Source organism: Paracoccus mangrovi (assembly GCF_042648425.1).
Lineage (GTDB): Bacteria > Pseudomonadota > Alphaproteobacteria > Rhodobacterales > Rhodobacteraceae > Paracoccus > Paracoccus mangrovi.
In genome coordinates, this window is the sequence record NZ_JBHRXJ010000023.1 from 1 (window position 1) to 24,391 (window position 24,391).

The 24,391-nt window shown below is 59.2% G+C and carries 32 protein-coding genes and 1 pseudogene; 19 read left to right on the top strand and 14 right to left on the bottom strand.

The genetic code is table 11. From position 1 onward, the window contains the following. From ACFOMH_RS19220 to ACFOMH_RS19230, 3 genes are all read left to right on the top strand, one after another. On the top strand, positions 1–446 hold a 446-nt coding region (locus tag ACFOMH_RS19220), incomplete at its 5' end, for a TIR domain-containing protein (RefSeq protein WP_377746532.1). 10 nt (positions 447–456) lie between these two features. Further along, entirely contained in the window at positions 457–1,431 is a 975-nt protein-coding gene (locus ACFOMH_RS19225) for a caspase family protein (protein ID WP_377746534.1), read from the top strand. Between the two features lie 2 nt (positions 1,432–1,433). Then, entirely contained in the window at positions 1,434–1,709 is a 276-nt protein-coding gene (locus tag ACFOMH_RS19230) for a hypothetical protein (protein WP_377746536.1), read from the top strand. Between the two features lie 447 nt (positions 1,710–2,156). Here the strand turns inward: ACFOMH_RS19230 and ACFOMH_RS19235 are convergent, their stop codons facing one another. Next, positions 2,157–2,468 carry a type II toxin-antitoxin system RelE/ParE family toxin gene (locus ACFOMH_RS19235; protein WP_068767783.1) on the bottom strand — a complete coding sequence of 104 codons (312 nt, stop codon included), beginning with the start codon at positions 2,466–2,468 and terminating at the stop codon, positions 2,157–2,159. Between the two features lie 4 nt (positions 2,469–2,472). After that, on the bottom strand, positions 2,473–2,727 hold the full coding sequence (locus tag ACFOMH_RS19240) for a ribbon-helix-helix domain-containing protein (protein WP_068767782.1): 255 nt from the start codon (positions 2,725–2,727) through the stop codon (positions 2,473–2,475). Positions 2,728–3,063: 336 nt separating this feature from the next. On the opposite strand from ACFOMH_RS19240, the gene ACFOMH_RS19245 reads away from it, so the two are divergent. Continuing rightward, positions 3,064–3,993 carry a hypothetical protein gene (locus ACFOMH_RS19245; protein ID WP_068767781.1) on the top strand — a complete coding sequence of 310 codons (930 nt, stop codon included), beginning with the start codon at positions 3,064–3,066 and terminating at the stop codon, positions 3,991–3,993. A 23-nt stretch (positions 3,994–4,016) separates the two neighbouring features. After that, on the top strand, positions 4,017–4,499 hold the full coding sequence (locus tag ACFOMH_RS19250; protein WP_068767780.1) for a hypothetical protein: 483 nt from the start codon (positions 4,017–4,019) through the stop codon (positions 4,497–4,499). A 29-nt stretch (positions 4,500–4,528) separates the two neighbouring features. Here ACFOMH_RS19250 and ACFOMH_RS19255 read toward each other — a convergent pair whose 3' ends face one another. The 12 genes and pseudogenes from ACFOMH_RS19255 to ACFOMH_RS19310 all read right to left on the bottom strand — a co-directional run bounded on the left by ACFOMH_RS19255 (position 4,529) and on the right by ACFOMH_RS19310 (position 12,391). After that, complete coding sequence (locus tag ACFOMH_RS19255) at positions 4,529–5,344, bottom strand: hypothetical protein (protein WP_082873066.1); 816 nt, start codon at positions 5,342–5,344, stop codon at positions 4,529–4,531. Positions 5,345–5,706: 362 nt separating this feature from the next. Further along, positions 5,707–5,952 (bottom strand): hypothetical protein, encoded by a 246-nt coding sequence (locus tag ACFOMH_RS19260; RefSeq protein WP_371927458.1) that lies wholly within the window; start codon positions 5,950–5,952, stop codon positions 5,707–5,709. Next, positions 5,949–6,230 (bottom strand): annotated as a pseudogene (locus ACFOMH_RS19265) (YcbK family protein); the annotation flags it as partial. The gene ACFOMH_RS19260 and the pseudogene ACFOMH_RS19265, both read right to left, overlap by 4 nt. Before the next feature lie 92 nt (positions 6,231–6,322). Beyond that, positions 6,323–6,676 (bottom strand): IS66 family insertion sequence element accessory protein TnpB, encoded by a 354-nt coding sequence (gene tnpB, locus ACFOMH_RS19270; RefSeq protein ID WP_068767777.1) that lies wholly within the window; start codon positions 6,674–6,676, stop codon positions 6,323–6,325. Further along, positions 6,673–7,122, bottom strand: coding sequence for an IS66-like element accessory protein TnpA (tnpA, locus tag ACFOMH_RS19275; protein ID WP_068767776.1), 450 nt, complete (start codon positions 7,120–7,122; stop codon positions 6,673–6,675). Before tnpA ends, tnpB begins: the two co-directional genes overlap by 4 nt. A 252-nt stretch (positions 7,123–7,374) precedes the next feature. Then, positions 7,375–7,914 (bottom strand): hypothetical protein, encoded by a 540-nt coding sequence (locus tag ACFOMH_RS19280; protein ID WP_224767369.1) that lies wholly within the window; start codon positions 7,912–7,914, stop codon positions 7,375–7,377. Beyond that, positions 7,911–8,483, bottom strand: a complete 573-nt coding sequence (locus ACFOMH_RS19285) for a hypothetical protein (RefSeq protein WP_068767775.1) — start codon at positions 8,481–8,483, stop codon at positions 7,911–7,913. The genes ACFOMH_RS19280 and ACFOMH_RS19285 overlap by 4 nt, the downstream gene beginning before the upstream one ends. Before the next feature lie 91 nt (positions 8,484–8,574). Next, positions 8,575–9,543 carry a magnesium and cobalt transport protein CorA gene (locus tag ACFOMH_RS19290; protein ID WP_049246565.1) on the bottom strand — a complete coding sequence of 323 codons (969 nt, stop codon included), beginning with the start codon at positions 9,541–9,543 and terminating at the stop codon, positions 8,575–8,577. After that, positions 9,540–10,244, bottom strand: a complete 705-nt coding sequence (locus tag ACFOMH_RS19295; RefSeq protein WP_049246564.1) for a glutathione S-transferase N-terminal domain-containing protein — start codon at positions 10,242–10,244, stop codon at positions 9,540–9,542. The genes ACFOMH_RS19290 and ACFOMH_RS19295 overlap by 4 nt, the downstream gene beginning before the upstream one ends. 136 nt (positions 10,245–10,380) lie before the next feature. Beyond that, the gene (gene msrA, locus ACFOMH_RS19300) at positions 10,381–10,920 is read right to left on the bottom strand and encodes a peptide-methionine (S)-S-oxide reductase MsrA (protein ID WP_049246563.1); all 540 of its coding nucleotides are present in this window, start codon (positions 10,918–10,920) and stop codon (positions 10,381–10,383) included. Between the two features lies 1 nt (position 10,921). Further along, entirely contained in the window at positions 10,922–11,365 is a 444-nt protein-coding gene (gene msrB, locus ACFOMH_RS19305) for a peptide-methionine (R)-S-oxide reductase MsrB (RefSeq protein WP_037520575.1), read from the bottom strand. A gap of 150 nt (positions 11,366–11,515) precedes the next feature. After that, a complete protein-coding gene (locus ACFOMH_RS19310) occupies positions 11,516–12,391 on the bottom strand; it encodes a LysR family transcriptional regulator (protein WP_049246562.1) in 876 nt (291 codons plus the stop codon). Positions 12,392–12,585: 194 nt separating this feature from the next. On the opposite strand from ACFOMH_RS19310, the gene ACFOMH_RS19315 reads away from it, so the two are divergent. The 14 genes from ACFOMH_RS19315 (at position 12,586) to ACFOMH_RS19380 (ending at position 24,390) form a co-directional block, all read left to right on the top strand. Further along, the gene (locus tag ACFOMH_RS19315) at positions 12,586–13,812 is read left to right on the top strand and encodes a bifunctional alpha/beta hydrolase/OsmC family protein (RefSeq protein ID WP_068767773.1); all 1,227 of its coding nucleotides are present in this window, start codon (positions 12,586–12,588) and stop codon (positions 13,810–13,812) included. Positions 13,813–13,839: 27 nt separating this feature from the next. Beyond that, a complete protein-coding gene (msrA, locus tag ACFOMH_RS19320; protein ID WP_224767371.1) occupies positions 13,840–14,376 on the top strand; it encodes a peptide-methionine (S)-S-oxide reductase MsrA in 537 nt (178 codons plus the stop codon). A gap of 349 nt (positions 14,377–14,725) precedes the next feature. Next, positions 14,726–15,493, top strand: a complete 768-nt coding sequence (locus tag ACFOMH_RS19325; protein WP_366521914.1) for a TIM barrel protein — start codon at positions 14,726–14,728, stop codon at positions 15,491–15,493. 9 nt (positions 15,494–15,502) lie between these two features. Next, a complete protein-coding gene (locus ACFOMH_RS19330) occupies positions 15,503–16,375 on the top strand; it encodes a LysR family transcriptional regulator (protein ID WP_028720600.1) in 873 nt (290 codons plus the stop codon). 101 nt (positions 16,376–16,476) lie between these two features. Beyond that, positions 16,477–16,917: a peptide-methionine (R)-S-oxide reductase MsrB gene (msrB, locus tag ACFOMH_RS19335; protein WP_028720601.1), complete on the top strand. Its 441-nt coding sequence runs from the start codon at positions 16,477–16,479 to the stop codon at positions 16,915–16,917. Next, positions 16,914–17,426, top strand: a complete 513-nt coding sequence (gene msrA / locus ACFOMH_RS19340; protein ID WP_028720602.1) for a peptide-methionine (S)-S-oxide reductase MsrA — start codon at positions 16,914–16,916, stop codon at positions 17,424–17,426. The genes msrB (ACFOMH_RS19335) and msrA (ACFOMH_RS19340) overlap by 4 nt, the downstream gene beginning before the upstream one ends. A gap of 3 nt (positions 17,427–17,429) precedes the next feature. Then, positions 17,430–18,869 (top strand): FAD/NAD(P)-binding protein, encoded by a 1,440-nt coding sequence (locus tag ACFOMH_RS19345; protein WP_081791464.1) that lies wholly within the window; start codon positions 17,430–17,432, stop codon positions 18,867–18,869. Beyond that, positions 18,866–19,366 (top strand): peroxiredoxin family protein, encoded by a 501-nt coding sequence (locus ACFOMH_RS19350; RefSeq protein ID WP_028720604.1) that lies wholly within the window; start codon positions 18,866–18,868, stop codon positions 19,364–19,366. The genes ACFOMH_RS19345 and ACFOMH_RS19350 overlap by 4 nt, the downstream gene beginning before the upstream one ends. A gap of 57 nt (positions 19,367–19,423) precedes the next feature. Further along, positions 19,424–19,876, top strand: coding sequence for a DUF417 family protein (locus tag ACFOMH_RS19355; RefSeq protein ID WP_051578301.1), 453 nt, complete (start codon positions 19,424–19,426; stop codon positions 19,874–19,876). 23 nt (positions 19,877–19,899) lie between these two features. Beyond that, a complete protein-coding gene (locus ACFOMH_RS19360) occupies positions 19,900–21,378 on the top strand; it encodes a protein adenylyltransferase SelO (RefSeq protein ID WP_199416804.1) in 1,479 nt (492 codons plus the stop codon). A gap of 28 nt (positions 21,379–21,406) precedes the next feature. Continuing rightward, positions 21,407–21,976, top strand: coding sequence for a hypothetical protein (locus tag ACFOMH_RS19365; protein ID WP_028720606.1), 570 nt, complete (start codon positions 21,407–21,409; stop codon positions 21,974–21,976). A 2-nt stretch (positions 21,977–21,978) separates the two neighbouring features. Further along, positions 21,979–23,409, top strand: coding sequence for a mercuric reductase (locus ACFOMH_RS19370; protein ID WP_028720607.1), 1,431 nt, complete (start codon positions 21,979–21,981; stop codon positions 23,407–23,409). Then, positions 23,402–23,929 (top strand): N-acetyltransferase, encoded by a 528-nt coding sequence (locus ACFOMH_RS19375; RefSeq protein ID WP_028720608.1) that lies wholly within the window; start codon positions 23,402–23,404, stop codon positions 23,927–23,929. The genes ACFOMH_RS19370 and ACFOMH_RS19375 overlap by 8 nt, the downstream gene beginning before the upstream one ends. Next, entirely contained in the window at positions 23,860–24,390 is a 531-nt protein-coding gene (locus ACFOMH_RS19380) for a carboxymuconolactone decarboxylase family protein (RefSeq protein WP_220269873.1), read from the top strand. Before ACFOMH_RS19375 ends, ACFOMH_RS19380 begins: the two co-directional genes overlap by 70 nt. Position 24,391: the final 1 nt, after the last annotated feature.

The following is a 24,391-nucleotide window of genomic DNA, read 5'->3' on the forward strand; positions in this document are numbered from 1 at the left end:
TGAAACGCGCCCCTCGCAGCCGTCAACGCCATGATTTATATGCGAAATATCACGATTACGACAGCGAAATCAGCGACTTACTTGGAGAATGTGGGTTTGTAGCTTTCGCAATGGAAGACGTTCGGTGCCGTGACCTACTGAAGGGCCAGTCGCTGTACACTAATTCGCCTTTTGAATATGTCGATATGTCAGTCAAGGAACCTTACGACACCGGCTGGAAGGATCGGGTCCGGACCCGGATCAAGCGTTCGGATGGAGTTATCGCGCTGGTCAGCAAGAACTCCCTCACGTCTTCTGGACAAAAATGGGAAATAGCCTGCGCCAAGGAGGAGGGGGTCCCGCTGCGCGGGATTTGGTGCTACAGGGAAGACAGGACCGATCTAGTTGGTGTCAACACGAAGGTCTGGACTTGGGACAACGTCGCCGCCTTCATCAATAGCCTCTGAGGGGATAGGAATGAGGAAAGCACTTGTCGTCGGGGTCGACTATTATGATCACATTAATGCGCTTCACGGCTGCGTCAACGACGCCCATAGCGTCAAGTCAATGTTGGACCGGGATTCGGACGGTTCGGTCAACTTCCACGTGAAGCTCCTAACGGCGACTGGCCCTGGCCAATTGGTCCCACGCAGGAAGCTCCGAGAAGCTATTCAGGAGCTGTTCCAAGACAAGCACGAGATTGTGCTGCTGTACTTCGCAGGCCACGGGTACATTGAGGCGACCGGCGGCTACCTCTGCGCCTCTGACTGCGAGACTGGCGACGACGGCATTCCACTGGCCGAGATAATGACGATGGCGAACCAATCGCCGTCCGAGAATAAGATAATTATCCTCGATAGCTGTCATAGTGGGGTCGCGGCAACGAACCCGTTGGCGCCGGTCGCCGAGATCAGCGAAGGCGTCACCGTGCTGACAGCATCCACCGCGGAGCAGTACGCCAACGAGGAGAACGGCTCAGGAATTTTCACCACATTGCTGGTCGACGCTCTTAGCGGCGCTGCTGCGAACTTGGTCGGTGCCGTGACACCGGGCAGCGTCTATGCGCATATCGACCAATCTCTCGGTGCGTGGGCGCAACGTCCGGTTTTCAAGACCAACGTTAGGACTTTTGTATCGCTCCGGAAGGTGCGGCCACCTATTGAGCTCGGAGAGTTGCGGCGACTGGCGGAATTCTTCCCCGAACCGGGCTATGAGTACCAGCTCGACCCGAGCTATGAGCCGCATCGATCCGGGGCGGAGGGGCCCGATGTCCTGCCTCCCAATTCGGAGAACGCAGCGATCTTGAGTATTCTTCAGAACTACGTCCGAGTGAACCTCGTGGTCCCGGTCGGCGCCCCGCACATGTGGCATGCCACCATGGAGAGTAAAACCTGCACGCTGACAGCCCTCGGCGAACACTACCGCCGTTTGGTCGCCCAAGGTATGATCTAGAGATGGATGAACAGCGGATCGCGACGCGGCTCGACGATATCATCGATGAACTCGCGGACATCGAGCATGGTCGCTGGGCGCATTGGCAGCGGTATATGCACGGCAAGTGTGAACATCGGTCGGACGGGGCGCTCGTGATCCCGCCTGATTTGGTCGCCCAATGGGAGCGGCAGATCGCAACCCCGTTTTGCGACCTCTCCGAAGCGGAGAAGGAGAGTGATCGAGAGCAGGTCCGGAGGTACCTGCCGATGATCGTGGAAGCACTTACCGACCTTTGACGACTCTCCCCATGCCCCGGGACACGATCGAAACCTTTCTTGGATCGTTTCACAAAATGGGCGCTCCCGGCGCGATTGTAATCCAGGGATCTGCGACTGGGCCTACATCAACACCACATCAACCTGCGAACGCTGCTTTTCCTCCATGAAAGCCGGTCAATGCTGGTGAAAGCAGTTGGGTGCGGGCGGTGAAAATCCGCAAAACCAAAGGCTTGTGCGGCAAGTGACTGAAAAAATTGAATCATTTAGAATCATCGGGTTAAGGCTCATAACCTGAAGGTCGCAGGTTCAAATCCTGCCCCCGCAACCAAAAAATCCAACACTATCAAAGACTTCAAAGCCGAGCGCTTCGCTCGGCTTTCGTCGTTCCAAATTCTTGTCAACACCTGGTCAACGTTTTACGAGCCCCCCATCGACGGTGCGGATAATCGTCGCCCGAGCCACCCTTCACTTCGGAAGATCCTCCCGAAACCGGTCCATCTGGTGCATCCGCTCGTGCAGGATCGTCACGATGCCGACGTCCCCGTTCGACAGACGCCGCCAGTACACGAAATGATGGAGATGCCGGAAGTAGAAGCCTTCGACCCCGAACTCAGCCGGAATGGGCCGTGACGCGACGCCATGGCTTTCGATCTGGCCGAACGCCGCGAAGAGCTCGGTGATGTAACGTTCCGCTTGCTCAATGCCCCAGCGGTCGCGGGTGTAGCGGTAGATCTCGTCCAGCCGCAGCGATGCGGCCTCCTGGACGCGGATGGCCACGATGTCAGCCCCGGTTCCGGGCGATGACCTCGGCAGCGGTCAACGGTCGATAGCTTTCTTCTGGTGCTGCGAAGGCGCGCGTCAGTTCCGCCTTCAGACGATCAAACGCCTCCCGCTCCGCCCTCTCCTTGTCGCGCCGGATCAGGTCGCGGACGTATTCGCTGATGTTCTCGTAGGAACCGTTCTCGCCGACGTTCGACGCCACGAACTCGCTCAGCGCACCGCTGATGCGGACAGTCATCGTCGTGGTCTGGGACATAGTGGCCTCCGTCTGGTTGTATTCAAGATAAGCAATAATGAAGACGGGAGCAAGACGCAGTCCGAACCGAAGCAGGGAACCAGCCCGTCCGGGAAAGCCTGGCCGTCAAGATGCTATGACGGTGGAATATTTTCGCCACCCACGCAAAAGTAGTAAGCTCTGCGTGCGAAGTTGCTTCCGTAGAAGTTCCTGGAAGCGCTCGTTTGTGGCGCGATGCGAAAAAACCCGATATCTAGGGGCTATCAGGGCGGACGCAGCGAAGTGCCATCGAAAGTCCGTCCAGGTTGGCGGCAATGCCCTTGTCAGTTCGGCTTCTGCTTCAAAGGTAGGTAAAGCATGGTTCAGGAGCTGAAGCTCTTTTTCACAGATTACCCTCGGCAGATCCTCGAAATGCAGGGGATGAGTCCAGCCGAGTTGCCTGCGGGCCTGATGGATCAGTTATTGGACTATCGGGAGCGCTCTCTCGCCATCCTTGATGACGCCCAGGTCTTCCGGATCGATATCGATGCCTACTGGATGATGAGCGAGCTAGTGAACGAGATGAAGCGGGAAGGGCTGGACGAGCTATTCTCTCAGGTTCAGCTGCCATTTCCGACCATGATTATCATGCCACCTCTCCTGGGGACGGATGGGATCATGCGACAGAATGACGGCTCGGTCTTCGGGCTCGTCGCGCAGGTCGGGGAAGAGATCTACACTCAGCGTTTCGCCATTCGCCAAAACACCGTCGGCCCAAGCGCCTGCTGCATGATCACCAAAGGCATGGGCGCCTCGGCCGTACCGACGCCCACCCAAAAGCTGTTCCAAGCTGTGGGCATGCCGGTTTCGGATGGCATGATCGATGATGAACTCGCCATGAATCGAAGCTTCCTTGGCTCGGCCATAGCGATAGCCACCCTGCTGCGCCATGATGGCATGCTTGATGCGCAGCAGGTGTCGCTCCACCCACGGCATGAGAGACGCCAGGCTGAGCGGTCCGGCAAGGCGCTACCTGACACGCTCATCACGAAAATCAGCCTCGGCAAGGCGGGGCGCGGCCAAGTCGAGGCCATGAAGTACGAAACGTCTACTGTTGGCCGTAAAGGTATGCCTCGAAGGACCCATTGGGTCAGGGGTCACTATATGAAAAGCAGGTCTGGCAAGCTCGTCTGGCGCATGCCCCATCTTCGCGGAGCCGGACCGCTGGTCCCCCAGCTGCGGTATGTGACTAGCCCAGTCTTAGCCGGAAGCTTAACGACAACTCCCCAAGGCAATGATACTGAGTGAGATGTTTGAGAGGCTTCGCACCAATGACATATCTTGTGGAATGTGATCAGGGACTTAACGATTTGGCGACGGGGCTTTTCCGTGTCTTCGCCCAGTTTGAATATTGTCTGAAGGTAACAGGCTACTGCGTGGCTAGCAGTGGCGACGCCGCTAATCCCGACTGGACGCGCTTTGCCCGTGAACTGCCTCCCCTGACAGGATCGGCCGATCCGGGCGTTGCGGAAGCCATTTCCTACGTGCTTGGTAATCCTCCGAAAAAGCAGGTCTACGCGAACAATGTCCTTCAATGGCGCGTTGTTGCACCACAGGCGGAGAACGAAAACGACCTCATACTCCTGTACGTCAGACGCGTCCGAAACAACCTGTTTCACGGGGGCAAGTTCAACGGGCGCTTCTTCGATCCCGAGCGGAGCACCGAATTGCTGAAGCATTCCATCACGGTTCTGATGGCGGCGATTATAATGTCGCCCGTTATGTTGGAAGCCTACGAGAACAGAACCGACTAATGACCTGAGGGCGCTGCAGGCACCTTGCCTTACCAGCCGCCTATTTCGTTATTCAGCATCCGCACCTGTGCTTCGCGGAGTTCTTCCATCGTCTGGATCGTCGGATTGATCTGGAGCTCATACATTGGGAGCTGCCATCGCTCATGCAGGGTGCCCACGTCCCCATCCTCTGCGCTATCGGGGATCAGACCTGCAGCCTCCATCTGCTCCAGCGTTGCCTGAGTCAGTGCTTTGGCTATGCGCGGGGTTTGTTCGTCGGAGAACCGGGTCCCGCTCCATACGGATGCGATAACTCGCAGACCGACGAGGCTAAGCATCCCGAGCCGATGCATGGCATTGACAACGCGCAGCGCATCCGATTCTTCAGGCCCGAACAGCGACGGACGGGTTCGCGGTTCATGCCAAGCGAGTTCGCCATCGTCATGTAACTGAATATCCGCGTACAGTGCGCTTTCGCGTTCGTGCACCGGACCGCCCGGCAGAATATACACCCCGGCGAAGCCCTCCAGGGTGTGCTCCTCACATTCTGTTTGCACATAGCGCTGGAGTTGGCCAACGTTCATAGGCTTCCAACTCGTCGCCTTCGCGTAGACGAGCCGCGCTAGGTGATCATAGAACCATCGCATCAGCTTCCCGATGTGCTGATTTACTTGGGCAGGGGGGCAGCGGACAATGTCCAATAAGATCAGAATCTTTGCTGCTTCTTCATCCGCGAAGCTGACCATCACATCTTCTTCCCGAGGACGGTCGCGGAGGTGGGCGGCAGCATCCTGAAACCCCTGCGAACTGGCCAACAGGATAGGAAGGCCTGCAGCGATGAACGCTAGCCGGTCCTCGTGCCGCATCTGACACAATCTTCGCCCCTGTCTGAGGCCAATTTCGGGTCTTTTTGCCATCCTTCCTGCATAACAGAAAGCTGACTCAACCTGCGAGAAGGAATCGTGCCGAAATTACGCAGGGCTGTCAGACCTCCTCAATAGAGGCGCAGATAGATCTTCTTTCTGCGCATAGCTGTCTTTCATGTTCGCTGCAGCGAACGTCCGTGTCGTGCCCTTAGCTGCACGTTCGCGCCTGGTCGCGTAGCACAGCGTAGTCGCCGAGCATCCTGACGATTACGGCCCCTTCCGGCAGTGCATCGACCTCGTCTGCGGCCCGTGCCTGATCTTCAGCCGTGTAGCCGACTACCGGCGGGCAGGGCGCGCGGGTGTCAGAACCTGCCATCGCGCAACCGGTCAGCCAGAGCGTCACGATCAGCAGGGCGACGGGCGGCGGCTTCGAGCATCTGGCGGTGAACGGCATCGTTTCTCTCTCTTGCATCAAGGAGTTCGGCGGCGCGCCCGGCGCGCTCGCCTGCGCGGCGGAGGTTCAGTAGGAACAACAGGATCGCTGCTGCGGTGAGGATGAGACCCAGCGCTCTTCGCGCCGGGCCATGGGTCAGAAGCCAGCCGATCACCGCTGGCCCCGTTTCCAGTCGTCGAGCCGGGCGTAGATGGTGACGGCGATGCCGATCAGGGCGATGGCGATCAGCGCCCAGCGCAGCGTGTCGAGATAGGGCACCAGCGGCTGGATCGTGGACTGGGTTTCCGCAAGGACGTCCTGCAGCACTTCCACCCCGGCCGCGCCGACGGTGGCCGCCCCAGCCGCGCCGCCCCCGCGCAGGGTGCGGCTTTCCGAGAGGACTTCGCGCGCGGGCGGCAGTTCCGGGGCGAAGGGCACGGGTCGCGCCGGGAAACTGGCTGAGATCGAGGGGCTGCGACATGCCCCTTTCTACCCGATCCGAGACAGAAAGCCCAATAAAACAACGCCAAAACTGACCCGGTGAGTCATCCTGCCGCAGCTGGTGGCAACACCCGTTGCGCCACCACCCGCCGCCAATCCAGACCTTCGAACAGCGCTTCAAATTGCGCCCGCGACAGGCGCATCACCCCGTCTTGCACCTTCGGCCAGGCGAAGCTGCCCTGTTCCAGGACCTTGTAGGTCAGCACCATCCCGCTGCCATCCCACACAAGGATCTTCAGCCTGTCACCGCGCTTCGACCGAAACACCACCGTCACCCCGGAATGGGGATCGAGCTTCAGTTCTGTCTGCACGATCAGCGCCAGCGCCTGATGCCCGCAACGAAAGTCCACCGGCTTCGTAGCAATCAGGATCGGCAGCCTCTGACCCGCGATGATCATGCCGCCCCGCGCAGGGCACGCACCAGCGCAGCCGCCCGTTCCACCGCAACATCGCCAGGAATGCGCAAGCGCAGATCGGACCCGACCTCAATCGTCATCACGCCGATGCGATCCTGCGCGGCCTCAGCGGCAGCGAATACGGGCGGGTCCATGGGCTCAGGCAGAATGGACAGCGGCACAAAGGCAGGTTCTGGCGCATCGGATCTTCCGGCCTCCGGCAAGATTTGCGCAGGCAACCGAAGAAGCCCCTCTCGTGCCTGCCTGCGCCAATCTGAAAGCTGGTGCGGAACAAGATCATGGCGACGGGCGACATCCACAACCCGGGCCCCGGGCTGAAAGCTCTCCGCCACAATCCGCGCCTTCACGTGATCAGGCCACCGGCGGTTCCCGCGCCGGGGCTCAACCACGTCACACCGCCCAACAAAACCATCCCCACCATCCGCCATGAAAAACCTCCGTCCGCCAACGCAAACCTTCTCGCAGGCGCGTCAGGCATCAGGAATACGTCAAATCAATGGGACGGAAACGGCGCTTACGTGTTAGCGGGCCTACGCGGTCGAACTCGCTCCGCAATCGAGGTAAAGGCGACACGTTGTCCGAACACGCCGATGATCACCGCCTCTCTCGATGCGATGATACGAACCAAGGACGAGCCGCAGAGCGTTCGGAACTAGCGCTGCGGCCCCGGCGACCGTTTGCTATGAGACAGCTTCGACCTTCAGCTCTCGGCCGTTGAATTGAACGGTCTCGCCGGCCTGAGCCCCGTCGATTACCTCGAAGATCGGCGCCATCGTCGATATGCCCATAAGCTCGCGCCCATGGCAGACGAACTTGTCGGTTGACACCGCGACGACGAAGTAGCGGCCCGACAACTTGATGACCGCCCCTTCTGTAACCGCCGTCTTCGGTCCGAAGTCGATTGTTCTCAGCTTGTCGAGCTTGTCGGCGTAATCGTCCAGCGTATCGTCGAGCGCCTCGGCGAAGTCGCTCGCGATCTCGGCTTGTGCCTGTTCGTCGTTCTCGATCGGCTCGCTCCGATCCAAGCGAGCGGTGGAAACATAATCGAGATACTTGTCGCGAGCGCTCTGCAGAGCAGCGGTCTCCAACGACAGCATCGTTTCCCGGATGTGGTCCTTATTCCAATCCATCTGCACCTCGTCGCGTTGCAATTTGAAATGATAAGCCGATCGATCGCAGCAAGCCGTTGAAAGGCCGCGTTCCGCAGCCGGCGCCGTCATTCGTCGATGATGACGTGTTCGCCCTGGTAGGGGATCCTGATCAGCCGAGGATCCCGAATGATGCTGGTCACGAGCCAGACATACGTCTGTTCTGCAGTATCGAAGCCGAGAATGCTGAATGCGCCGCCGAACGGGCATGCCGGAAAGTCGGGGAAGCCTTCTCGAAGAACGTAACGCTCGGGTTCGCGATCGAATTCGGCCTTGTAGACCTTCCGCAGCCCATGCTTGCTCGGAACGTCTTCGTCGCCCGCAGGCGCTGTTTCACGATGTTCCAGGAGGCGCTCGGAAAGATCACGTTGGCAGATCTCGTCGAACACGTCGAAGGCATCAATCAGCAAACCTTTTCGCTCGGTCGCGGGATCGGTGATCGCGTAGATGTTCGAAGCATCTTCGGCACCGTCCCCGCTTTCGAGACGCAGCGCTGCGTCGACGCGAATGGAGCATGGATCGAGCATCGATCCCAGTTCGAGATCGACCAGGTTGCCGTCCTTGACGCGGTACTCGCGGTCATAGCCCTTCGCGACGAAGGACTGCACTGCTTCTAGAACGTCGGTCACTTGGGCTGTCATTGATGCACCTCGAGTTCACGTTGGGACGGAAGAGCGGCCGTGGACGGCGCGCGGCAGGCTGCTGGGTCTAGTCGCGGCTCGCGCGTAGCGATCACAGCCACTTGGCCTTCTTGAACCGCACGAACAGTAAGAGGCAGAACATCAGCATGACACCAAGCACGACGAAGTAGCCGTAAGGCGTGTCGAGTTCCGGCATGTTCTTGAAGTTCATGCCGTATATGCCTGCAATCGCTGTCGGCACTGCGAGGATCGCGGCCCATGCCGCAAGTTGGCGGGTGACGACCCCGATTCTCTGCGCTTCGAGAAGGCTGCTGAACTCGAATACAGTGGATAGCACCTGCAGGAGGCCATCGACCATGGACTGGACACGATCAACATGGTCGGCAACGTCGTTGAAGTAGGGCCGCACCTCAGCGCTGATGCAGGGAAAGTGTCCGCGCACGAGCTTGCGCACCAGCTCGGCCATAGCGCCAAGGGTGCGCTGAAAGCGCGTAAGCTCGCATCTCAGGCCGAAGATGCGAGCAACGTCGTCTCGCCCAAGGAAGTCGTCGAGCGATCGCCTTTCCATCGCAAGTACGTCATCCTCGATCATTTCGAAGATGGGCAGATACTGATCCACGATCCGGTGAAGGATCGCGTGGAGGACGTAATCGACGCCTTTTCCAAACTGGGCGGGCGAACGCTCGAGTTGCTCTCGAAGGTTGCCCAATGCACCAGCGTTGCCGTGGCGAACGGTGATAAGATGATTATGGCCAGTAAATATCGCCGTCTTGCCGTAACGTATTCGGTCCCCGACCAGCTCAGCCGTCTGGGCGACGACGTAAAGCTCGCCATTATAAACTTCGAGCTTGGGTGGGCATATCGGGTGCATCGCGTTGTCGATCGCTAAAGGATGCAGATTGTAGGTCGCCTGAAGCGCCCTCAGTTCGTTGACGGAGGGCTCGCTGAGCCCAATCCAGCAAAAGCCCGAACGGTTCTTGTCGAGTTCGACGCGCTCGTCGATAGCTACTTCCCGGATACGCCGACCCTCGTTGTAGTAATATGCGGCGATGACACTCATGCTGACCTCGCCGGAATGAGCAGCCCACGTTGGACTGCTGGGCGCGCGAGGCCGCGATCCAGCCACGCTTGGACATTCGAATGATTGCTAAGCCGCAGTAGGTCGCCGGCGTCGTAGGTGCCAACCAAGGCGTTGACCCAGCCGAGGGTCGCAATGTCAGCGATAGAATAGTCATCGACGATCCAGTCGCGCCCGTCCAGTTGGCGGTCTAAGACTCCCAGGAGGCGTTTGGATTCATCAGCGAAACGCTTCTGAGGACGCTTTTCCTCATAGTCCTTGCCGCCCCCGCGCAGGAAAAAGCCGAGTTGACCGAACATCGGGCCAATCGCCGACATCTGGAAGAATACCCAGCTTAGCGCCTCGTAGCGCTTGGCTGATACTCTCGGGACGAGCTGGTCGGCCTTCTCCGCCAAATAAACGAGGATCGCGCCGGATTCCCAAACGCCGATCGGCTTACCGTCTGGGCCCATTGGGTCGATGATCGCAGGTATGCGGCCATTCGGGTTTAGCGAAACGAAGGCCGGATCTTTGCTTTCGTTCTTAGAGATGTCGATAAAGTGCGGCTCGTACGGCAGGCCGATCTCCTCGAGCATGATCGAGACCTTGACGCCGTTGGGCGTGGGCGCGGCGTAGAGCTGCAGGAGGTCGGGGTTGGATGCCGGCCAGCGTTGTGCGATCGGAAACGACGAAAGGTCTGGCATGATGTGGCGATCCTAACAACTCGATGGCTGAGGAGCGGTATGACCGCTTGATTAGCTGGGTTTCGGACCCGCACCATCAGTGGATGCGGGTCCGATGGTGCGACCCAGGGGGGCTCAGCCGCAATTGTCGCTGCAGCTATTCCGCCGCCGCGCCGGCCTCAGCCTGGGTGTCGCCAGCGTCTTTACGCTTCGGGAGCACCCACTTAGCGCGCGGGAAATGGCAGGTATATCCGCCCGGCCTCTTCTCCAGATAATCCTGGTGCTCCGGCTCTGCTTCCCAGAAGTCACCCACGGGCTCGACTTCGGTGACGACCTTGCCGTCCCACAGTCCGGACGCGTCGACGTCGGCTATCGTATCTTCGGCGATGCGCTTCTGCTCCTCGTCGACGTAATAGATGCCAGATCGATAGGAGAGGCCGCGGTCGTTGCCCTGGCGGTTCTTTGTCGTCGGATCATGGATCTGGAAGAAGTATTCCAGGATATTACGGTAGCTCGTCACTGTTGGGTCGAAGGTGATCTCGATCCCCTCCGCATGAGTGCCATGGTTGCGATAGGTGGCGTTCGGCACGTCGCCGCCGGTGTAGCCGACGCGGGTCGAAACGATGCCGGGCTGCTTGCGGATCAGATCCTGCATTCCCCAAAAGCATCCGCCAGCGAGAACAGCGCGCTGATGCATGTTAAGCCTCCTCTACTTGGTCGAGATACTCGCCATAGCCCGCGGCTTCCATCTCATCGCGCGGGATGAATCGAAGCGATGCCGAGTTGATGCAGTAGCGCAGGCCGCCGCGGTCGGACGGCCCGTCCGGAAACACGTGGCCAAGATGGCTGTCGCCGTGCACCGAGCGAACCTCCGTCCGGACCATGCCATGCGAGCTGTCTCGCACTTCGTTCACGTGAGCCGCGACGATCGGCTTGGTAAAGCTCGGCCAGCCAGTGCCGGACTCGAACTTGTCCGTCGACGCGAACAACGGCTCGCCGGATACGACGTCAACGTAGATGCCCGCCTCCTTGTTGTCGTTATACTCGCCGGTAAAGGGTCTCTCGGTGCCGTCCTGCTGGGTGATCCGGCGTTGTTCCGGGGTCAGGCGTTCGATTGCTGCCTGCGACTTTTCAAACTTCATGGTGAGTCTCCATTACTTAGTTAGAGGGCCAGGCACACTACGTTCAACTTATCACGTCGATACTCACATCAACTATCGCAGTGGCTCCAACATTAATCCAATACGTCGTGCGTATAGTTTCTATACCGCACATGCCTCTTGCTTGGCGGGTCAACTCCAATCGTAACGGGCTGCAAGCTGAGCGACTTTTCGTATCTCGACCGGTGCCGTAGATCCGGACACGGTGGCGATCACGATCTCACGCTCCAACGCGAAGCCCTCGATCGGCCTTGTGATCAGGCCGTGGGTGGTGGCCGCGCGTTCGGGCAAAATGCATATCCCCCGCCCTTCGGCGACGACGCGCTGCACCCAGTCGTCTCGATCTGAGCGGAAGCGAGGGCGCATGCGCACCTCTCGACGCGCGAAGTGCTCGAAGATTTGATCGCGGCACTCGCATTTCAGTCGATCGACGAACGGGAAAGCAAGCAGGTCTTCACCACGAACGACTTCGCACGCCGCCAAGGGGTGATCTGCAGCGCAGCCGAGCACGAAGCGCTCCCGGAAGAGAGGACGCACATCAAGTTTACGATCCGGCCTTGATTCGCGAGGCAGGATGCACGCGTGATATTTGCCTGAGAGCACCTCCGACGTGTCCTCACCCGATTGGAGCGAGTGCAGTTTGATCTCGATGGACGGCACCTCTTCCAGCGCGCTGTCGAAAAAGGCTGTGAAGACCCTCGGGCCGACGCTGGAGGCGACAGCAATGTCGAGAACGCGATGCCGCCCCATTGCCCAGTTTTCCGAGTGGTGTCTTACGCTCTTCATCGCGACCAGCATTCGGCGGAATTCCAACTCGACGTCCTGACCCAGGCTCGTCAGCCGGCTGTTCTTCCCGTCACGATAGATGAGCGGTCCACCGAGTTCCTCCTCCAGGCGGCGGATCGCTCGTGTCAGGCTTGGTTGTGAGACACCACTGAGACGAGCAGCCGCAGTGAAATTCAGCGTCTCGGCCAAGTTGATGAAATAGCTGACCTGGTTGAGTTCCATAGCCCTTTGGCCTGCGACCTGACGAGTGCCACCCCAGAGGACCGATCCGACTACAGCCTCAGAAGTATGCGCGACGCATATAATCACGGTTTAGGGGCTTGTCTATATGCGCCGCGCATATAGAAAGAATGTCTTGGGCTGCTAGTTCGGGTCGATGGTGCTCCTGCTAAGCCGCCGTTGGAGGCTCGACGCATATGGCAGGAACGCGGTTCACGTTTGCCGGGGGAGGGGGGTCTGAACTAACCGGGCACCTGGAGGCGCCAGAAGGCACTCCTCGCGGCTGGGCAATTTTCGCCCATTGTTTCACTTGCGGGAAGGACAGCCGCGCCGCCGTGTACATCGCACGCGCGCTCTCGCGGGCCGGTATCGGCGTCTTGCGGTTCGACTTCGCCGGCACAGGGATCGCGAGTCCCGCGGAAGAAGCGGTAAGCTTCGCTTCTGACGTCGACGATCTGAGGGCAGCCGCGGAGGCCATGGCGGCCGCCGGTATGCCACCCGCCCTCCTTGTCGGGCACAGCCTGGGTGGAACGGCTGCGATCGTAGCCGCTGCCGCGCTGCCGGATGTCGCCGCGGTGGTGACGATCGGTGCGCCGGCCGACCTTCAGCATATCTTGCGCGTTTTCCGGCCTGGCGACCTTGACGCGATAGCGAGCGAGGGCGAGGCCTCTGTGGAGATCGCTGGCAGGCCCTTCCTCATCCGCCGCACCTTCCTGGAAACGGTAGAGCGAGCCGACATCGAGAAGTCCATCGCCGCGCTTCGACGTCCGGTGCTGGTCATGCATTCGCCGGTGGACCAAGTCGTGGGCATTGAGCACGCCTCGCGCATCTTCGTCGCGTCACGCCATCCTAAGAGTTTTGTCTCGCTCGACACGGCGGATCACCTTCTCACCGACGTCGACGATGCGAACTACGCCTCAGCTATGGTCGCCGCGTGGGCCAGCCGCTTTCTTCCGCCGCTAGCGGCGGATCTTCCGCAGGTCGAGGCGGCAAAAGGTGTCGTTGCGTCGGAGACGCTAGCGGGGAAGTTCCAGCTCACGGTCCGCAGTGGCGAGCATACTCTGTTCGCCGACGAGCCGGAATCGGTCGGAGGTCTTGGGAGCGGCCTGTCTCCCTACGAACTGGTGTCAGCCGGGCTAGCTGCCTGCACGGTGATGACGATGCGCCTTTACGCCAACCGCAAGGGCTTCCCGCTCGAAAGAGCGACGACGAGCGTGCGGCACGAGAAGGTGGCGGACATGATGCCTCCCGACCGCTTCACACGCACCATCGTTCTCGATGGGCCGCTCAGTGATGATCAACGCGCGCGCATTCTTGAGATCGCGGATCGGTGTCCCGTCGATCTGACGCTCGTCCGGGGTTCTGATGTGCAGACCGAGCTTTCGAGCGGCGGCCAGCCTGCAGGTGCAAGGCCGTCGAACTGATTGGCACACAGCGTTTAGGGTGATCGGATGATGAGCCTGCCAGCTACAGACCAGACGCCGACGCGAACCGAGCGAGCGATACTCGCGGGTGGCTGTTTCTGGGGCCTGGAGGATTTGCTGCGCCGCGCCAAGGGGGTCGTGGCCACGCGTGTCGGCTATATTGGCGGTGAAATGCCAGATCCGACTTATGCGAGACATTACGGCCACGCGGAAGCCGTCGAGGTGACCTTCGATCCGTCCATTCTGACGTATCGGGCTCTACTGGAACTATTCTTCCAGATTCATGATCCGACGACCTACGAGCAACAGGGCAGCGACGTCGGCCCAAGCTATCGGTCGGCGATATTCTATACGTCTAAAGCGCAGATGGACATCGCCTTAGCGACGATCGCCGAGATCGAAGCCTCGGGTCGCTGGCCTGGGCCAGTCGTGTCCGAGATCAACCCGGAAGAATCCTTCTGGGAGGCTGAGCCCGAGCATCAGAAGTATCTCCTGCGTCAACCCGGTGGCTATAGCTGCCACTTCGCGCGACCGACCTGGCGATTGGACCGAGCGAACCGATGAGCGAGCTTCGACTATCATCGACAATACTGCTGCAAGGGTGCCCTGACGTCAGGAGCCGGTTGTCCCGCTGATGCTTGGAACGCCGCCAGTCTCCCGGGCAGGCTCTTGGTTGAAGACCTCCTTCTTGGGGGATGGATCCTTTGGTGCCCCGCGGCATCGCGGGACGAGGTTCAAATAGTCGGTGAGAGGCCCGCCCATGGGTAGACCCCTCACGCATTTTCAGGGCTTAGGCGGCCAGGTCCGCGCCCCCTGCCCTATTGCCGTCCTCGGCACCGACGATCTCCAGCCGCGCGTTGCGATAGCCTTCGCGTGCGATCCAAAGCTCGGCCGCAGCGATGGACTCCGCCAGATGCAGAAGCTCGGTGTTGCCACCGAAATCCAACAGCACCGCGCGCTGGCAATAGCAGACGACATCAAGTTATCGATCCACGGGTCTTACTACATCGTTCTTGCCAGCCCCGATCCGGCCAAGGTCCTGCGCTCTGTCGACACGCTTCTACGGACCTATGAGCAAGCCGACATTCTGGGCGCGCGCGAAATCGTGCTGCATCCCGGGTCGCTCTACGGCGCGCCCGAAGCCGATGTGTCTTGCCGGTTTGCCGAAAACCTTGAGCGATTCATGGCGCAATTGGGCAAGACTGACATCAGCCTTATGATCGAAACCGCTGGCAAGGTCGGGCAGATGGGGTCTGTCGATATGATTCTTGATGTGGCCTCGACGGTCAAAGGGGTCGGGCCTTGCATTGATTTCGGGCATGTTCATGCGCGCTCGCTCGGCGAGCTTGAGACGCCCGACGCGATGGCGCAAGTGTTTGCAAGGATTGACGAGTTCCAGCGGTCCAACCCAGATACGCCGACACATTTTCACTACACACCGATCCATTTTGGCCCAAGAGGCGAGATCCAGCACCGGGCGCTCAGTGACATCGACGGCGTTTCGAACAAACCGTTCCATCCGCGCCCGGAACCTGTCGCGGCCGGGCTTGCAGGCCTGCCCGGTCGTTTCACGATCATATCCGAAACCCACAACTCACAAGAGATGGGCGCTATCAGGTTGAAAAACTTGATCAATTCAGGCACTTGTGGGCATAAGGAAGTCGGCTACCTTGTGGAGTGACGCAGGCAAATGGATCTTAATCAGGTCAGGTACTTCCTGAATCTCGCCGAATCCCTGAATTTCACGGAAGCGGCCCGGGTGAGTGGGATATCTCAGCCCAGTCTCACCAAGGCGATTCAACGTCTGGAAGATGAGTTTGGCGGTCCGGTGCTGTATCGCGACGGCAAGGACACGCGCCTGACGGCCTTGGGCCGTGATCTGATCGTAGAGTTCATGCGCATTCAATCAGCGCTCGAAAACATCACCGAGCTTGCGGAAAACTCGGTCGCAGGGCGCAGCCGGAAGATCAATATTGGCGTCGCAAGCACCATTGCGCCGCGGGTCTTTGCCAAATTCTGGGCGCTCGTTCTGAAGGAATTGCCCGAGGTCGAGCTTCTTCTTCATCCTCTGAACCCCGGCGAGGCGGAGGCGGAGGTATTGTCGGGCAAGTATGACATGTGTCTGCTGACCAATCCGCCGGAACCGAATTTCAAACTGACGATCCAACCGCTGTTCCAAGAGCGGTTGCGCTTGGCCTTGGCAAGTCATCACCCGCTCGCCGGGACAGATGAAATCACGCCAGAGCAGATGATGGAGCAGCCCTATATCGACAGGATGCACTGCGAATTTCGCACGCAACTGATCAAGCATTTCATGGATCGGAACATTGTCATGCGTCCGCGTTTTCAGTCAGAGCGGGAAGACTGGGTGCAGCAGATGGTGGCGCAAGGTGCGGGTGTGTGTTCCTTGCCGGAACATTCAGCGATTGTTGATGGAATCGTCCTGCGCGCGGTAAAGGGCCTGACCCTGTCACGCAACATCAGCATGGTCGCCGTTTCTGGTTCTGCCAACCCGCGCGAAGTCCGTGTCATCCTTGGATTATCCAAAGATTTCAATTGGTAATAGGCACACGCGCGCGGCTATAAAAACTATTCCCGCCAGGAATTTCACAAACGGATCGAAAGTCTCCATCTTCCTCTCAACGGAAGAAGAAGGAGATACAAATGACCTACGAAAAATCACAGGATGCGCTCTCCAAGCTGACACCCCAACAGTATCACGTTACGCAAGAGAGCGGGACCGAGCGCGCCTTTACGGGTGAGTATGACAAGCATTTCGAACCGGGTATCTACGTCGATATCGTTTCCGGCGAGCCGCTTTTCGCATCCTCAGCCAAGTTCAACTCCGGTTGCGGTTGGCCCGCATTCTCGAAACCCATCGATAACGTGACCGAGCATCGTGATGCCTCGTATGGCATGGTCCGGGTCGAAGTCCGCTCGAAACACGGCGACAGCCATTTGGGGCATGTCTTCAATGATGGCCCGCGCGAAATGGGCGGCCTGCGCTACTGCATCAACTCGGCCAGCCTGCGCTTTGTGCCGAAAGACCAAATGGAAGCCGAGGGGTATGGCGCATACCTCGATCAAGTGGAGGAAAAAGTATGACTGAACGTGCCGTATTGGCCGGAGGCTGCTTCTGGGGGATGCAAGACCTGATCCGCAAGCTGCCCGGCGTCGAAAGCACCCGGGTTGGCTACACCGGCGGTGACGTGAAATTTGCCACATACCGCAACCACGGAACCCATGCCGAAGGGATCGAGATCCTCTTTGACCCCTCGAAAACCAGCTATCGTGCGCTTCTGGAGTTCTTTTTCCAGATCCATGACCCGACAACGAAAGACCGCCAAGGTAACGACCGCGGAAGCAGTTATCGGTCCGCCATTTACTATGTGAATGACGAACAAAAAGCGATTGCCGAAGACACGATCGCGGACGTGAACGCATCTGGGATCTGGCCAGGCAAGGTCGTGACCGAAGTAGAACCGGTGAGCGATTTCTGGGAAGCTGAGCCAGAGCATCAAGACTACCTGGAGCGTATCCCGAATGGCTATACTTGCCACTTCCCGCGGTCCAGTTGGGTTTTGCCCAAGCGTGCGGCGACGGCGGCTGAATAAGCCATGCGTGGGCCTCATCACCATCTGATTATTGGCGATGGGGCCAGCGCAGCGGCGCTTGCGGAAACATTGGTGCTTACGTCTGGTGACCAACTGACCATTCTTGGGGCCAACGCGGGTCAATTCGGCAAAGGGATGGCATATGCGGATCATCCGAGCGCCGCGCCTTGGCGATATGCCTATCTGTTGAATTCGCCGTCAGGTGCCTTTGGTGAGAGTTTCGTCGAATGGTTCGAGGCAAACTGGGGTGATATTCGCTCAAGGATTGCCGCCTACCAACCACGCTGGTTGGACTTCGCGGCGGATCATCTGGATGCAGGCGATTTCGGCGCTGTCTTTGCCCCACGCGCGGTCTTTGGCGACTATCTCGCCGAGATCGGGCAGGGCATTCTGGCCATGCACGCCGAAGCAGGCGTGCGGGTGCAGCAGCGGACGGCTTTGGCCACCGATCTGGCCAAGGATGAACACGGGTTTCGGATCACGCTTGCCACAGGCGAGGTGATCCGGGCGGACCGGGTGGACGTGGCCACCGGGGGACCATCGCCTCAACGATTTGGGGCGGATAGCGGCCCCACGGCGTTCACGACGCTTTATGGCAACGAGCAAACGATTGCCGAGGTCCTGCGTCCTGGACAGGAAGTGACCTGCCTAGGAGGCAACGCCGCGATGCTGGATGTCCTGCGGCTTATGCAGTCCGTCATGGACGAGCAGGACATCCGGCTTCGGGTGATCACCCGTGGGTCCAAGCCGGAGCAGCTGATCTGGGCGCGCCCGCGTAAAGAGCCGGTGACGCCCAAACTGACGGGCCCTTACCGCGATGCAGACGCGCTTCTGGCTGCGGTCGACGCCGAAATTGCCGCGTTCCGTGCCAAGGGGGCAAGCATGGCCGAACTCAGACCAGGCTATCTGGGTTGGGCAGCCGAAAGGGGGCTTGAAACCCTGCTGCCCTCCCTCTCGGAGCGCCGCAAGGTCATGCCACAACTGGAGCGGCGGTTTAGGCGCGCAACGCACAACAGCCTTGCCGACTATGCACGGCTCCAAGCGGCAGGCCAGATCGTGGAGGAGCACGGCGAGATAACTTGGGTCTATGCCGAAACCGAGGGCAAGACCCGCATCCGTCTGAAACGGGCTGGCACAAGAACGAACGAAGAAATCACGACCTCAGTCGTGATCAACACATCCGGTCCGGGAGACCAGCTTGCCATGGACCTGCTAACCAGCGGCCTGATCCGCAACGGCTGGTTGCGGATGAACGAAACGAAGACGGGCCTGATCGTCGGGCCCGGACTTGAAACGGAGGTTGAGGGGCTTCGCTATCTCTCGCCCGCCGTCACCGAAATCGGCGCGGAGGTTCTGGCGTTTCCGCTCGAAGACGTCAGTGCGCTGGCGGCGCGGGCGAAAGCAGCGAACCAAATCGCCATATATGAAAGGTTTCAGTCATGAACTTTGGACAACTTCGCAACACGGCGCCCGAACTGCGCGTCAACGATTGGATCGATGCGGATGGCAAGCCGATGGACAAGCCGCTTCGACTTTCGGATATGAAAGACGGCTACAAGATCATTTATTGCTTCCAGCACTGGTGCCCTGGCTGTCATTCGCGCGGTTTTCCGACGCTGCGCTTTCTGCATGACAAACTGAAGGACAAAGGGTTCGATTTCGCCGTCATTCAGACCGTTTTTGAGGGTGCCGAGACAAACACCCGCGATAAGCTGCGCATCAATCAGGAGCAGTATGGGCTGAAAATGCCCTTTGGTCATGACACCCCGCCCGCAGGTGAACGCTACCCGACCTTCATGGAGGATTACCGTTCTGGCGGCACGCCGTGGTTCACCGTGATCGATCCGGAAGGGAACGTTGTCCACGCGGACTTCCGTCTTGATCCGCAGCGATTTCTTGCCGCGCTCGGGGCCGACGATGTCGAGTTGAAGCGCGCCTGACCATTGGCTCCGGCGGCCAGATCGCCGGAGCCAAACAATCAATAACGAGGGACGAAAATGGAACTGGTCGCAGAAATCACCCACTGGGTGCCAGCAATGAAACTTTTGTCACTGGCGCTTGCGGCAATCTTCGTTGCCTTCGGCATCGCCAAATTTGCCCGCTATGAACAGGACGCTGTCAAGACGCTGGTCGCGGGGCATCCGATCTTGCGGTTTGGCCCGAAACTGATGACGCCGGCGGGCTTCAGCATATTTCTGGGGATTGTTGAGTTGAGCACCGCTTTGCTTCTGGTACTTGGCATCTTCTTTCCCAGTTTTGGCCTTCTGGGCGGTTTGCTTGGCGTGCTGACCTTCTTGGTCACACTCAGCCTGTTCCCTTATGTTCAGTATTTCGAGGAAGAAGCAGGCCGTCTTTTCCTGTCCTCGCGTGGGCAATTCCTGATGAAGGATTTTGGCTTGCTCGTCGCCTGCCTTGCTATCGCACACCATCATGCGCTGGCCCTTGTTTAGCCCATCGTAGAAAGGAAATGACCATGCTTGATGACCTTTCGTTCCCCTTCAACAACAGCTTTGCCGACGAAATGGAGGGCTTCTTTGTCCCTTGGCAAGGCGACAAGGTTCCCGATCCGCAGATCGTCGTTCTGAACATCGCCTTGGCGGCAGAACTGGGGCTCGATCCCACCGTCTTGAACTCGGCCGCAGGCGCCGCCGCCCTGTCCGGCGCGATGGCACCCGCCGGGGCATCGCCTTTGGCCATGGCCTATGCGGGCCATCAGTTCGGCGGTTTCTCGGCGCAACTGGGCGATGGCCGCGCGATCCTGTTGGGTGAGTTGATCGACACCGAAGGCCGCCGCCGCGATCTGCACCTGAAGGGCTCAGGCCGCACGCCGTTTTCACGCGGCGGAGACGGCAAGGCCGTTCTTGGCCCCGTCTTGCGCGAATACCTGATGGGCGAGGCGATGCATGCCCTCGGCGTTCCGACAACGCGCGCTTTGGCTGCGGTCACGACGGGCGAAGAAATCGCGCGCAATGGGCTGGAGAAAGGCGCTGTTCTGGCACGCATCGCGGCCTCGCATCTGCGGGTTGGAACCTTCCAGTTTTTTGCAGCGCGCGGCGAGACCGAAAAGCTTCGCAAGCTGGCCGATTATGCCATCGCCCGCCACTTTCCAGACATCGTGGGCCGCGAAGATCGATATCTGGAATTCTTCCGGCGCGTCAGGGATGCACAGGCGTCGCTGGTCGCGAGATGGGTCAATATCGGCTTTGTCCATGGTGTGATGAACACCGACAACACAACGATTTCGGGCGAGACCATCGATTACGGTCCCTGCGCCTTCATCGACAACTATGACCCTAAAGCGGTGTTCAGTTCGATCGACCAGCACGGCCGTTATGCCTATGGCAACCAACCGGTGATCATGCAATGGAACCTGTCGCGCTTTGCCGAGACGCTGATTGATCTGGTGAACCCCGAGGACAGCGACGACGCGATCCGGCAGTTGACCAATGAGATCAATGCCTTTCCCGCGCACTACCAGCAGGAATGGCTGCGGGGCATGCGGGCCAAATTGGGTCTGCTGAAGGAACTGCCCGAAGATCTGCATTTGGCAAATGATCTGCTCAAGGCCTGTGAAGGGCAGGATGTTGACTTCACCAACCTGTTCCGCGCTTTGGCGGGGTCTGTTCGTGGCAATGACGAACTGGCGCGTGCCAATTTCGATGATCCCGCGGTATTTGACGCTTGGGCGGCCCGCTATCACACGCGGCTTGCGGCGGAAGATATTGCCGCGGAGTTGCGGGCGGAAGCGATGAACAGGATCAACCCGATCTACATCCCGCGCAACCATCTGGTTGAAGAGGCCCTGAAGGCCGCCGTGGGTGGCGATCTTGAGCCGTTTCACAAGCTTTTGGCTGTGCTGGCACATCCGTTCACCGAGCAAGACGGGTCAGAAACCTATGCGCTACCCGCCCCAGTCGACGCGCACCGTCACGTCACGTTTTGCGGCACCTAACCTTACCCAAATCCGAAGGGAACGACCCATGAAAATTGATGCAACTGATGCCGTGGCCGCTTTGTCGGAACTCGTAGACGCCGGGTTCACCCATGACTTCCGCATTCAGAACGGAAAACTCGTGGATGTAAGCGCAGGCCTCGCTGTAAATCCGGCGGAAGTGACGGTCCGGATGAAACTCCGCTTTGAGACCGAGCCGGGTTCGGGCGACGCCTCGAATATCTATGCGCTTGAGATCGCAGATACGGGCGTCAAAGGGTTTCTTGTCGATGCGCTTGATCTTGAGGGGGATGGTGCCCCGCAAGATCTGGTCAAGTCACTGAAAACTGCCGAACCGGATACGCGCAGCGAGATGACCGAGGACGAGGATTACCGATACGGTGTCCGCAAGGTCCGCAAGAGCGAGTTCAACGCCGACCCCGGACGCTATGTTCTCAGGCTTGGGTTCCCTGACTTCCCGGAATGCCCCTTTGGTCAGGGTTTTACGATGCTTGGCTTCGATACGGCCAGGCAGGAATACGTTTGGCTGGTCACCAAGATTATCGGGGATGAGCGCCTCCAACGGGTGCCTTTCCAAGGCGAAAACAGCGAAGCGTGAGAATGGCAGAGGACGAAGACATGAATCATTTTGACGCCGTAATCATCGGTTCTGGCCAAGCGGCACCTTCGCTCGCGGTTGGGTTGGCCAATCGCGGGCAATCCGTTGCCCTGATCGAGGGCGACAAGCTGGGCGGGACATGCGTCAATAGCGGCTGCACACCCACCAAGACGTTGCGCAAGTCGGCGCGCGTTGCGCATATGGTGCGGCGCGCGGCGGATTTTGGCGTCTCCACGGGCGCGGTTACTGTGGATTTTCCCGCCGCAATGGCGCGGATGCGCGAGCGTGTCGATACCGCCCGCCGGGGACTGACAGCATGGTTAAAGCGCACCAAAGGTGTCGAGGTGATCCACGGTTGGGGCAGTCTTGCCGGGTTCGATGAAAACGGCCGGTTCATCGTCTCTGTAGGCGAAAGCAAGTTCTCGGCTGACAAGGTCTTTCTGAATACCGGGACTCGTTCGTTTACCCCGCCAGTTCCCGGCCTTGAAAACATCGATGCGCTCGATAATGCATCACTTCTGGCGCTCGATGAATTGCCTGATCACCTCATCATTGTGGGAGGTTCTTACATCGGCCTTGAGATGGGTCAGATTTTCCGCCGCCTCGGCAGCAAGGTCACGGTGGTACACCGTTCCGACCGTTTGGCCGAACGCGAGGATGAGGATGTCTCGGAAATCATCGCGAAGTTTTTTCAGGATGAGGGCGTGACGCTGCACCTGAACGCCAAGATCGCAGGTGTCGGGCGCAGCATGCGCGGCGTTCTGATGACGCTCGAGGATGGTACCGAGATCGCGGGAAGTCATGTCCTGTTTGCCACGGGGCGTGCCCCGAACACCGACAAGCTGAACCTTGCGGCGGTCGGGCTGGAGACCGATTCACGCGGTTACGTTCCGACCGATGCCAAGCTGCGCACCAAGGTGCCCAACCTCTGGGCGCTTGGCGATGTGAACCGGCGTGGTGCCTTTACCCATACCAGCTATCACGACCACGAAATCGTGCTGGCCGATCTCGATAAGATTAAAGACCGCTATCAATGGAAGGACGCCGATCAGCGGCCAACGACCTATGCCATGTTCACCGACCCACCGCTGGGACGCGTCGGCCTGTCCCGCACCGAGGCGCGAAAACTTGCTGCCGAAGGGCGCAATATCCTAATCGCCGACATGAAGATGGCCGACATCAGCCGCGCCAAGGAAGAAAGCGAGACAACCGGCCTGATTCGCATCATCGTGGACGGCGACAGCGAGGCTATTCTGGGTGCCACAGTGTTCGGCATCGCGGGCGATGAGATCATCGCGATCTTTTCGAACTTCATGGCCACGGGTGCCAGCTACAAGATCATGCAACAGGCGCTGCCCGTTCACCCGACCGTCGCCGAGTTGATCCCGACGATCCTTGCAGGCTTGAAACCGCTGGCGGCCGCCAATGCATGACATCACCCTGTTTGGCGAGGTCCGCTGCCACAAGACGCGGTTCTATCAGTCCGCCCTGGAAGAACGCGGGCTGGCCTATGAATTGGCCGAAGTTGATAAGGACCCGCGCGCGGCCGTGCGCCTGACCAAGTTGGCGGGCAGCGCAGATAAGTTCCCGACCTTCCAGATCAAGGGCCGCAAACTGCGCAACCCAAAGCTGCCTGAACTTGAAAAGGAACTAGCCCGCGCGGGTCTTTACGACCCCGGCCTTATTCACGAAGAACGGGCGCAACGTTTTGTCCGGCACATGGCCCCATCTGACGCGTTCGTCAGCTATGTCTGGCAAGGCGACCGGATGATCCTGACGCATATCGAGGTCGATCCATCCTTTCGTGGCAGCGGCCTTGGCGCACGTTTTGCGGCCGAGGTCTTTGAAGAAATTGAAACCCGCTCCCATGAAATCCGTCTGACTTGCCCATTCCTGCGCAAGGTCGGTGGGACACGCGCAAACTGGCGCAAGAAATTCAATCTGGGAGATTGAAAATGCCTGTCACATTCGAGAATACCCGATTTGATCCCGATTTGATCGAGTTTCACGGGATCGCTAAGCAAATGGCGGCCTCGGTTGGGTATACTGCCGATCTGTCGGTAGATGGACGTTTGGCCCAGCTTTTGCGTCTACGCGTCGCCCAGATGAACCCCTGTTCCTATTGCCTGATCCTGCACACCAAAGCGGCCCATGATCAGGGAATCGCGGTTGAAAAGGTCGCGCATCTGGCAAGCTGGCGCGAAAGCACGATGTTCACCCCGGCAGAACGCTGCGCGCTGGCTTATTGCGAGGCGCTCACGGCCTATGATCCGGCGGCCTTTGCAGCGCGGCATGAAAGCCTGACGTCACATTTCGACGAAAAAGCCATCGCCGAAATCGCGGCCATCGTCATCAACATGAACCTCTGGACCCGCCTGAAACTGGCCCAAGGTCAGGTTCCAGTGGCGGAGTGAT

Excerpts from the sequence above, each read along its gene's own strand:
- msrB (WP_028720601.1), top strand. The coding sequence starts at position 16,477 with ATGACCTACGAAAAATCACAGGATGCGCTCTCCAAGCTGACACCCCAA.
- ACFOMH_RS19255 (WP_082873066.1), bottom strand. The coding sequence starts at position 5,344 with ATGCGGCACGAGGACCGGCTAGCGTTCATCGCTGCAGGCCTTCCTATC.
- ACFOMH_RS19225 (WP_377746534.1), top strand. The coding sequence starts at position 457 with ATGAGGAAAGCACTTGTCGTCGGGGTCGACTATTATGATCACATTAAT.
- ACFOMH_RS19375 (WP_028720608.1), top strand. The coding sequence starts at position 23,402 with ATGCATGACATCACCCTGTTTGGCGAGGTCCGCTGCCACAAGACGCGG.
- ACFOMH_RS19295 (WP_049246564.1), bottom strand. The coding sequence starts at position 10,244 with ATGCCAGACCTTTCGTCGTTTCCGATCGCACAACGCTGGCCGGCATCC.
- msrA (WP_049246563.1), bottom strand. The coding sequence starts at position 10,920 with ATGCATCAGCGCGCTGTTCTCGCTGGCGGATGCTTTTGGGGAATGCAG.
- ACFOMH_RS19370 (WP_028720607.1), top strand. The coding sequence starts at position 21,979 with ATGGCAGAGGACGAAGACATGAATCATTTTGACGCCGTAATCATCGGT.
- ACFOMH_RS19290 (WP_049246565.1), bottom strand. The coding sequence starts at position 9,543 with ATGAGTGTCATCGCCGCATATTACTACAACGAGGGTCGGCGTATCCGG.
- msrA (WP_224767371.1), top strand. The coding sequence starts at position 13,840 with ATGATGAGCCTGCCAGCTACAGACCAGACGCCGACGCGAACCGAGCGA.
- ACFOMH_RS19355 (WP_051578301.1), top strand. The coding sequence starts at position 19,424 with ATGGAACTGGTCGCAGAAATCACCCACTGGGTGCCAGCAATGAAACTT.
- ACFOMH_RS19310 (WP_049246562.1), bottom strand. The coding sequence starts at position 12,391 with ATGGAACTCAACCAGGTCAGCTATTTCATCAACTTGGCCGAGACGCTG.
- ACFOMH_RS19350 (WP_028720604.1), top strand. The coding sequence starts at position 18,866 with ATGAACTTTGGACAACTTCGCAACACGGCGCCCGAACTGCGCGTCAAC.
- msrA (WP_028720602.1), top strand. The coding sequence starts at position 16,914 with ATGACTGAACGTGCCGTATTGGCCGGAGGCTGCTTCTGGGGGATGCAA.
- ACFOMH_RS19245 (WP_068767781.1), top strand. The coding sequence starts at position 3,064 with ATGGTTCAGGAGCTGAAGCTCTTTTTCACAGATTACCCTCGGCAGATC.
- ACFOMH_RS19325 (WP_366521914.1), top strand. The coding sequence starts at position 14,726 with ATGCAGAAGCTCGGTGTTGCCACCGAAATCCAACAGCACCGCGCGCTG.
- tnpB (WP_068767777.1), bottom strand. The coding sequence starts at position 6,676 with ATGATCATCGCGGGTCAGAGGCTGCCGATCCTGATTGCTACGAAGCCG.
- ACFOMH_RS19330 (WP_028720600.1), top strand. The coding sequence starts at position 15,503 with ATGGATCTTAATCAGGTCAGGTACTTCCTGAATCTCGCCGAATCCCTG.
- ACFOMH_RS19240 (WP_068767782.1), bottom strand. The coding sequence starts at position 2,727 with ATGTCCCAGACCACGACGATGACTGTCCGCATCAGCGGTGCGCTGAGC.
- ACFOMH_RS19345 (WP_081791464.1), top strand. The coding sequence starts at position 17,430 with ATGCGTGGGCCTCATCACCATCTGATTATTGGCGATGGGGCCAGCGCA.
- ACFOMH_RS19285 (WP_068767775.1), bottom strand. The coding sequence starts at position 8,483 with ATGACAGCCCAAGTGACCGACGTTCTAGAAGCAGTGCAGTCCTTCGTC.
- msrB (WP_037520575.1), bottom strand. The coding sequence starts at position 11,365 with ATGAAGTTTGAAAAGTCGCAGGCAGCAATCGAACGCCTGACCCCGGAA.
- tnpA (WP_068767776.1), bottom strand. The coding sequence starts at position 7,122 with ATGGCGGATGGTGGGGATGGTTTTGTTGGGCGGTGTGACGTGGTTGAG.
- ACFOMH_RS19230 (WP_377746536.1), top strand. The coding sequence starts at position 1,434 with ATGGATGAACAGCGGATCGCGACGCGGCTCGACGATATCATCGATGAA.
- ACFOMH_RS19360 (WP_199416804.1), top strand. The coding sequence starts at position 19,900 with ATGCTTGATGACCTTTCGTTCCCCTTCAACAACAGCTTTGCCGACGAA.
- ACFOMH_RS19365 (WP_028720606.1), top strand. The coding sequence starts at position 21,407 with ATGAAAATTGATGCAACTGATGCCGTGGCCGCTTTGTCGGAACTCGTA.
- ACFOMH_RS19280 (WP_224767369.1), bottom strand. The coding sequence starts at position 7,914 with ATGACGGCGCCGGCTGCGGAACGCGGCCTTTCAACGGCTTGCTGCGAT.
- ACFOMH_RS19250 (WP_068767780.1), top strand. The coding sequence starts at position 4,017 with ATGACATATCTTGTGGAATGTGATCAGGGACTTAACGATTTGGCGACG.
- ACFOMH_RS19315 (WP_068767773.1), top strand. The coding sequence starts at position 12,586 with ATGGCAGGAACGCGGTTCACGTTTGCCGGGGGAGGGGGGTCTGAACTA.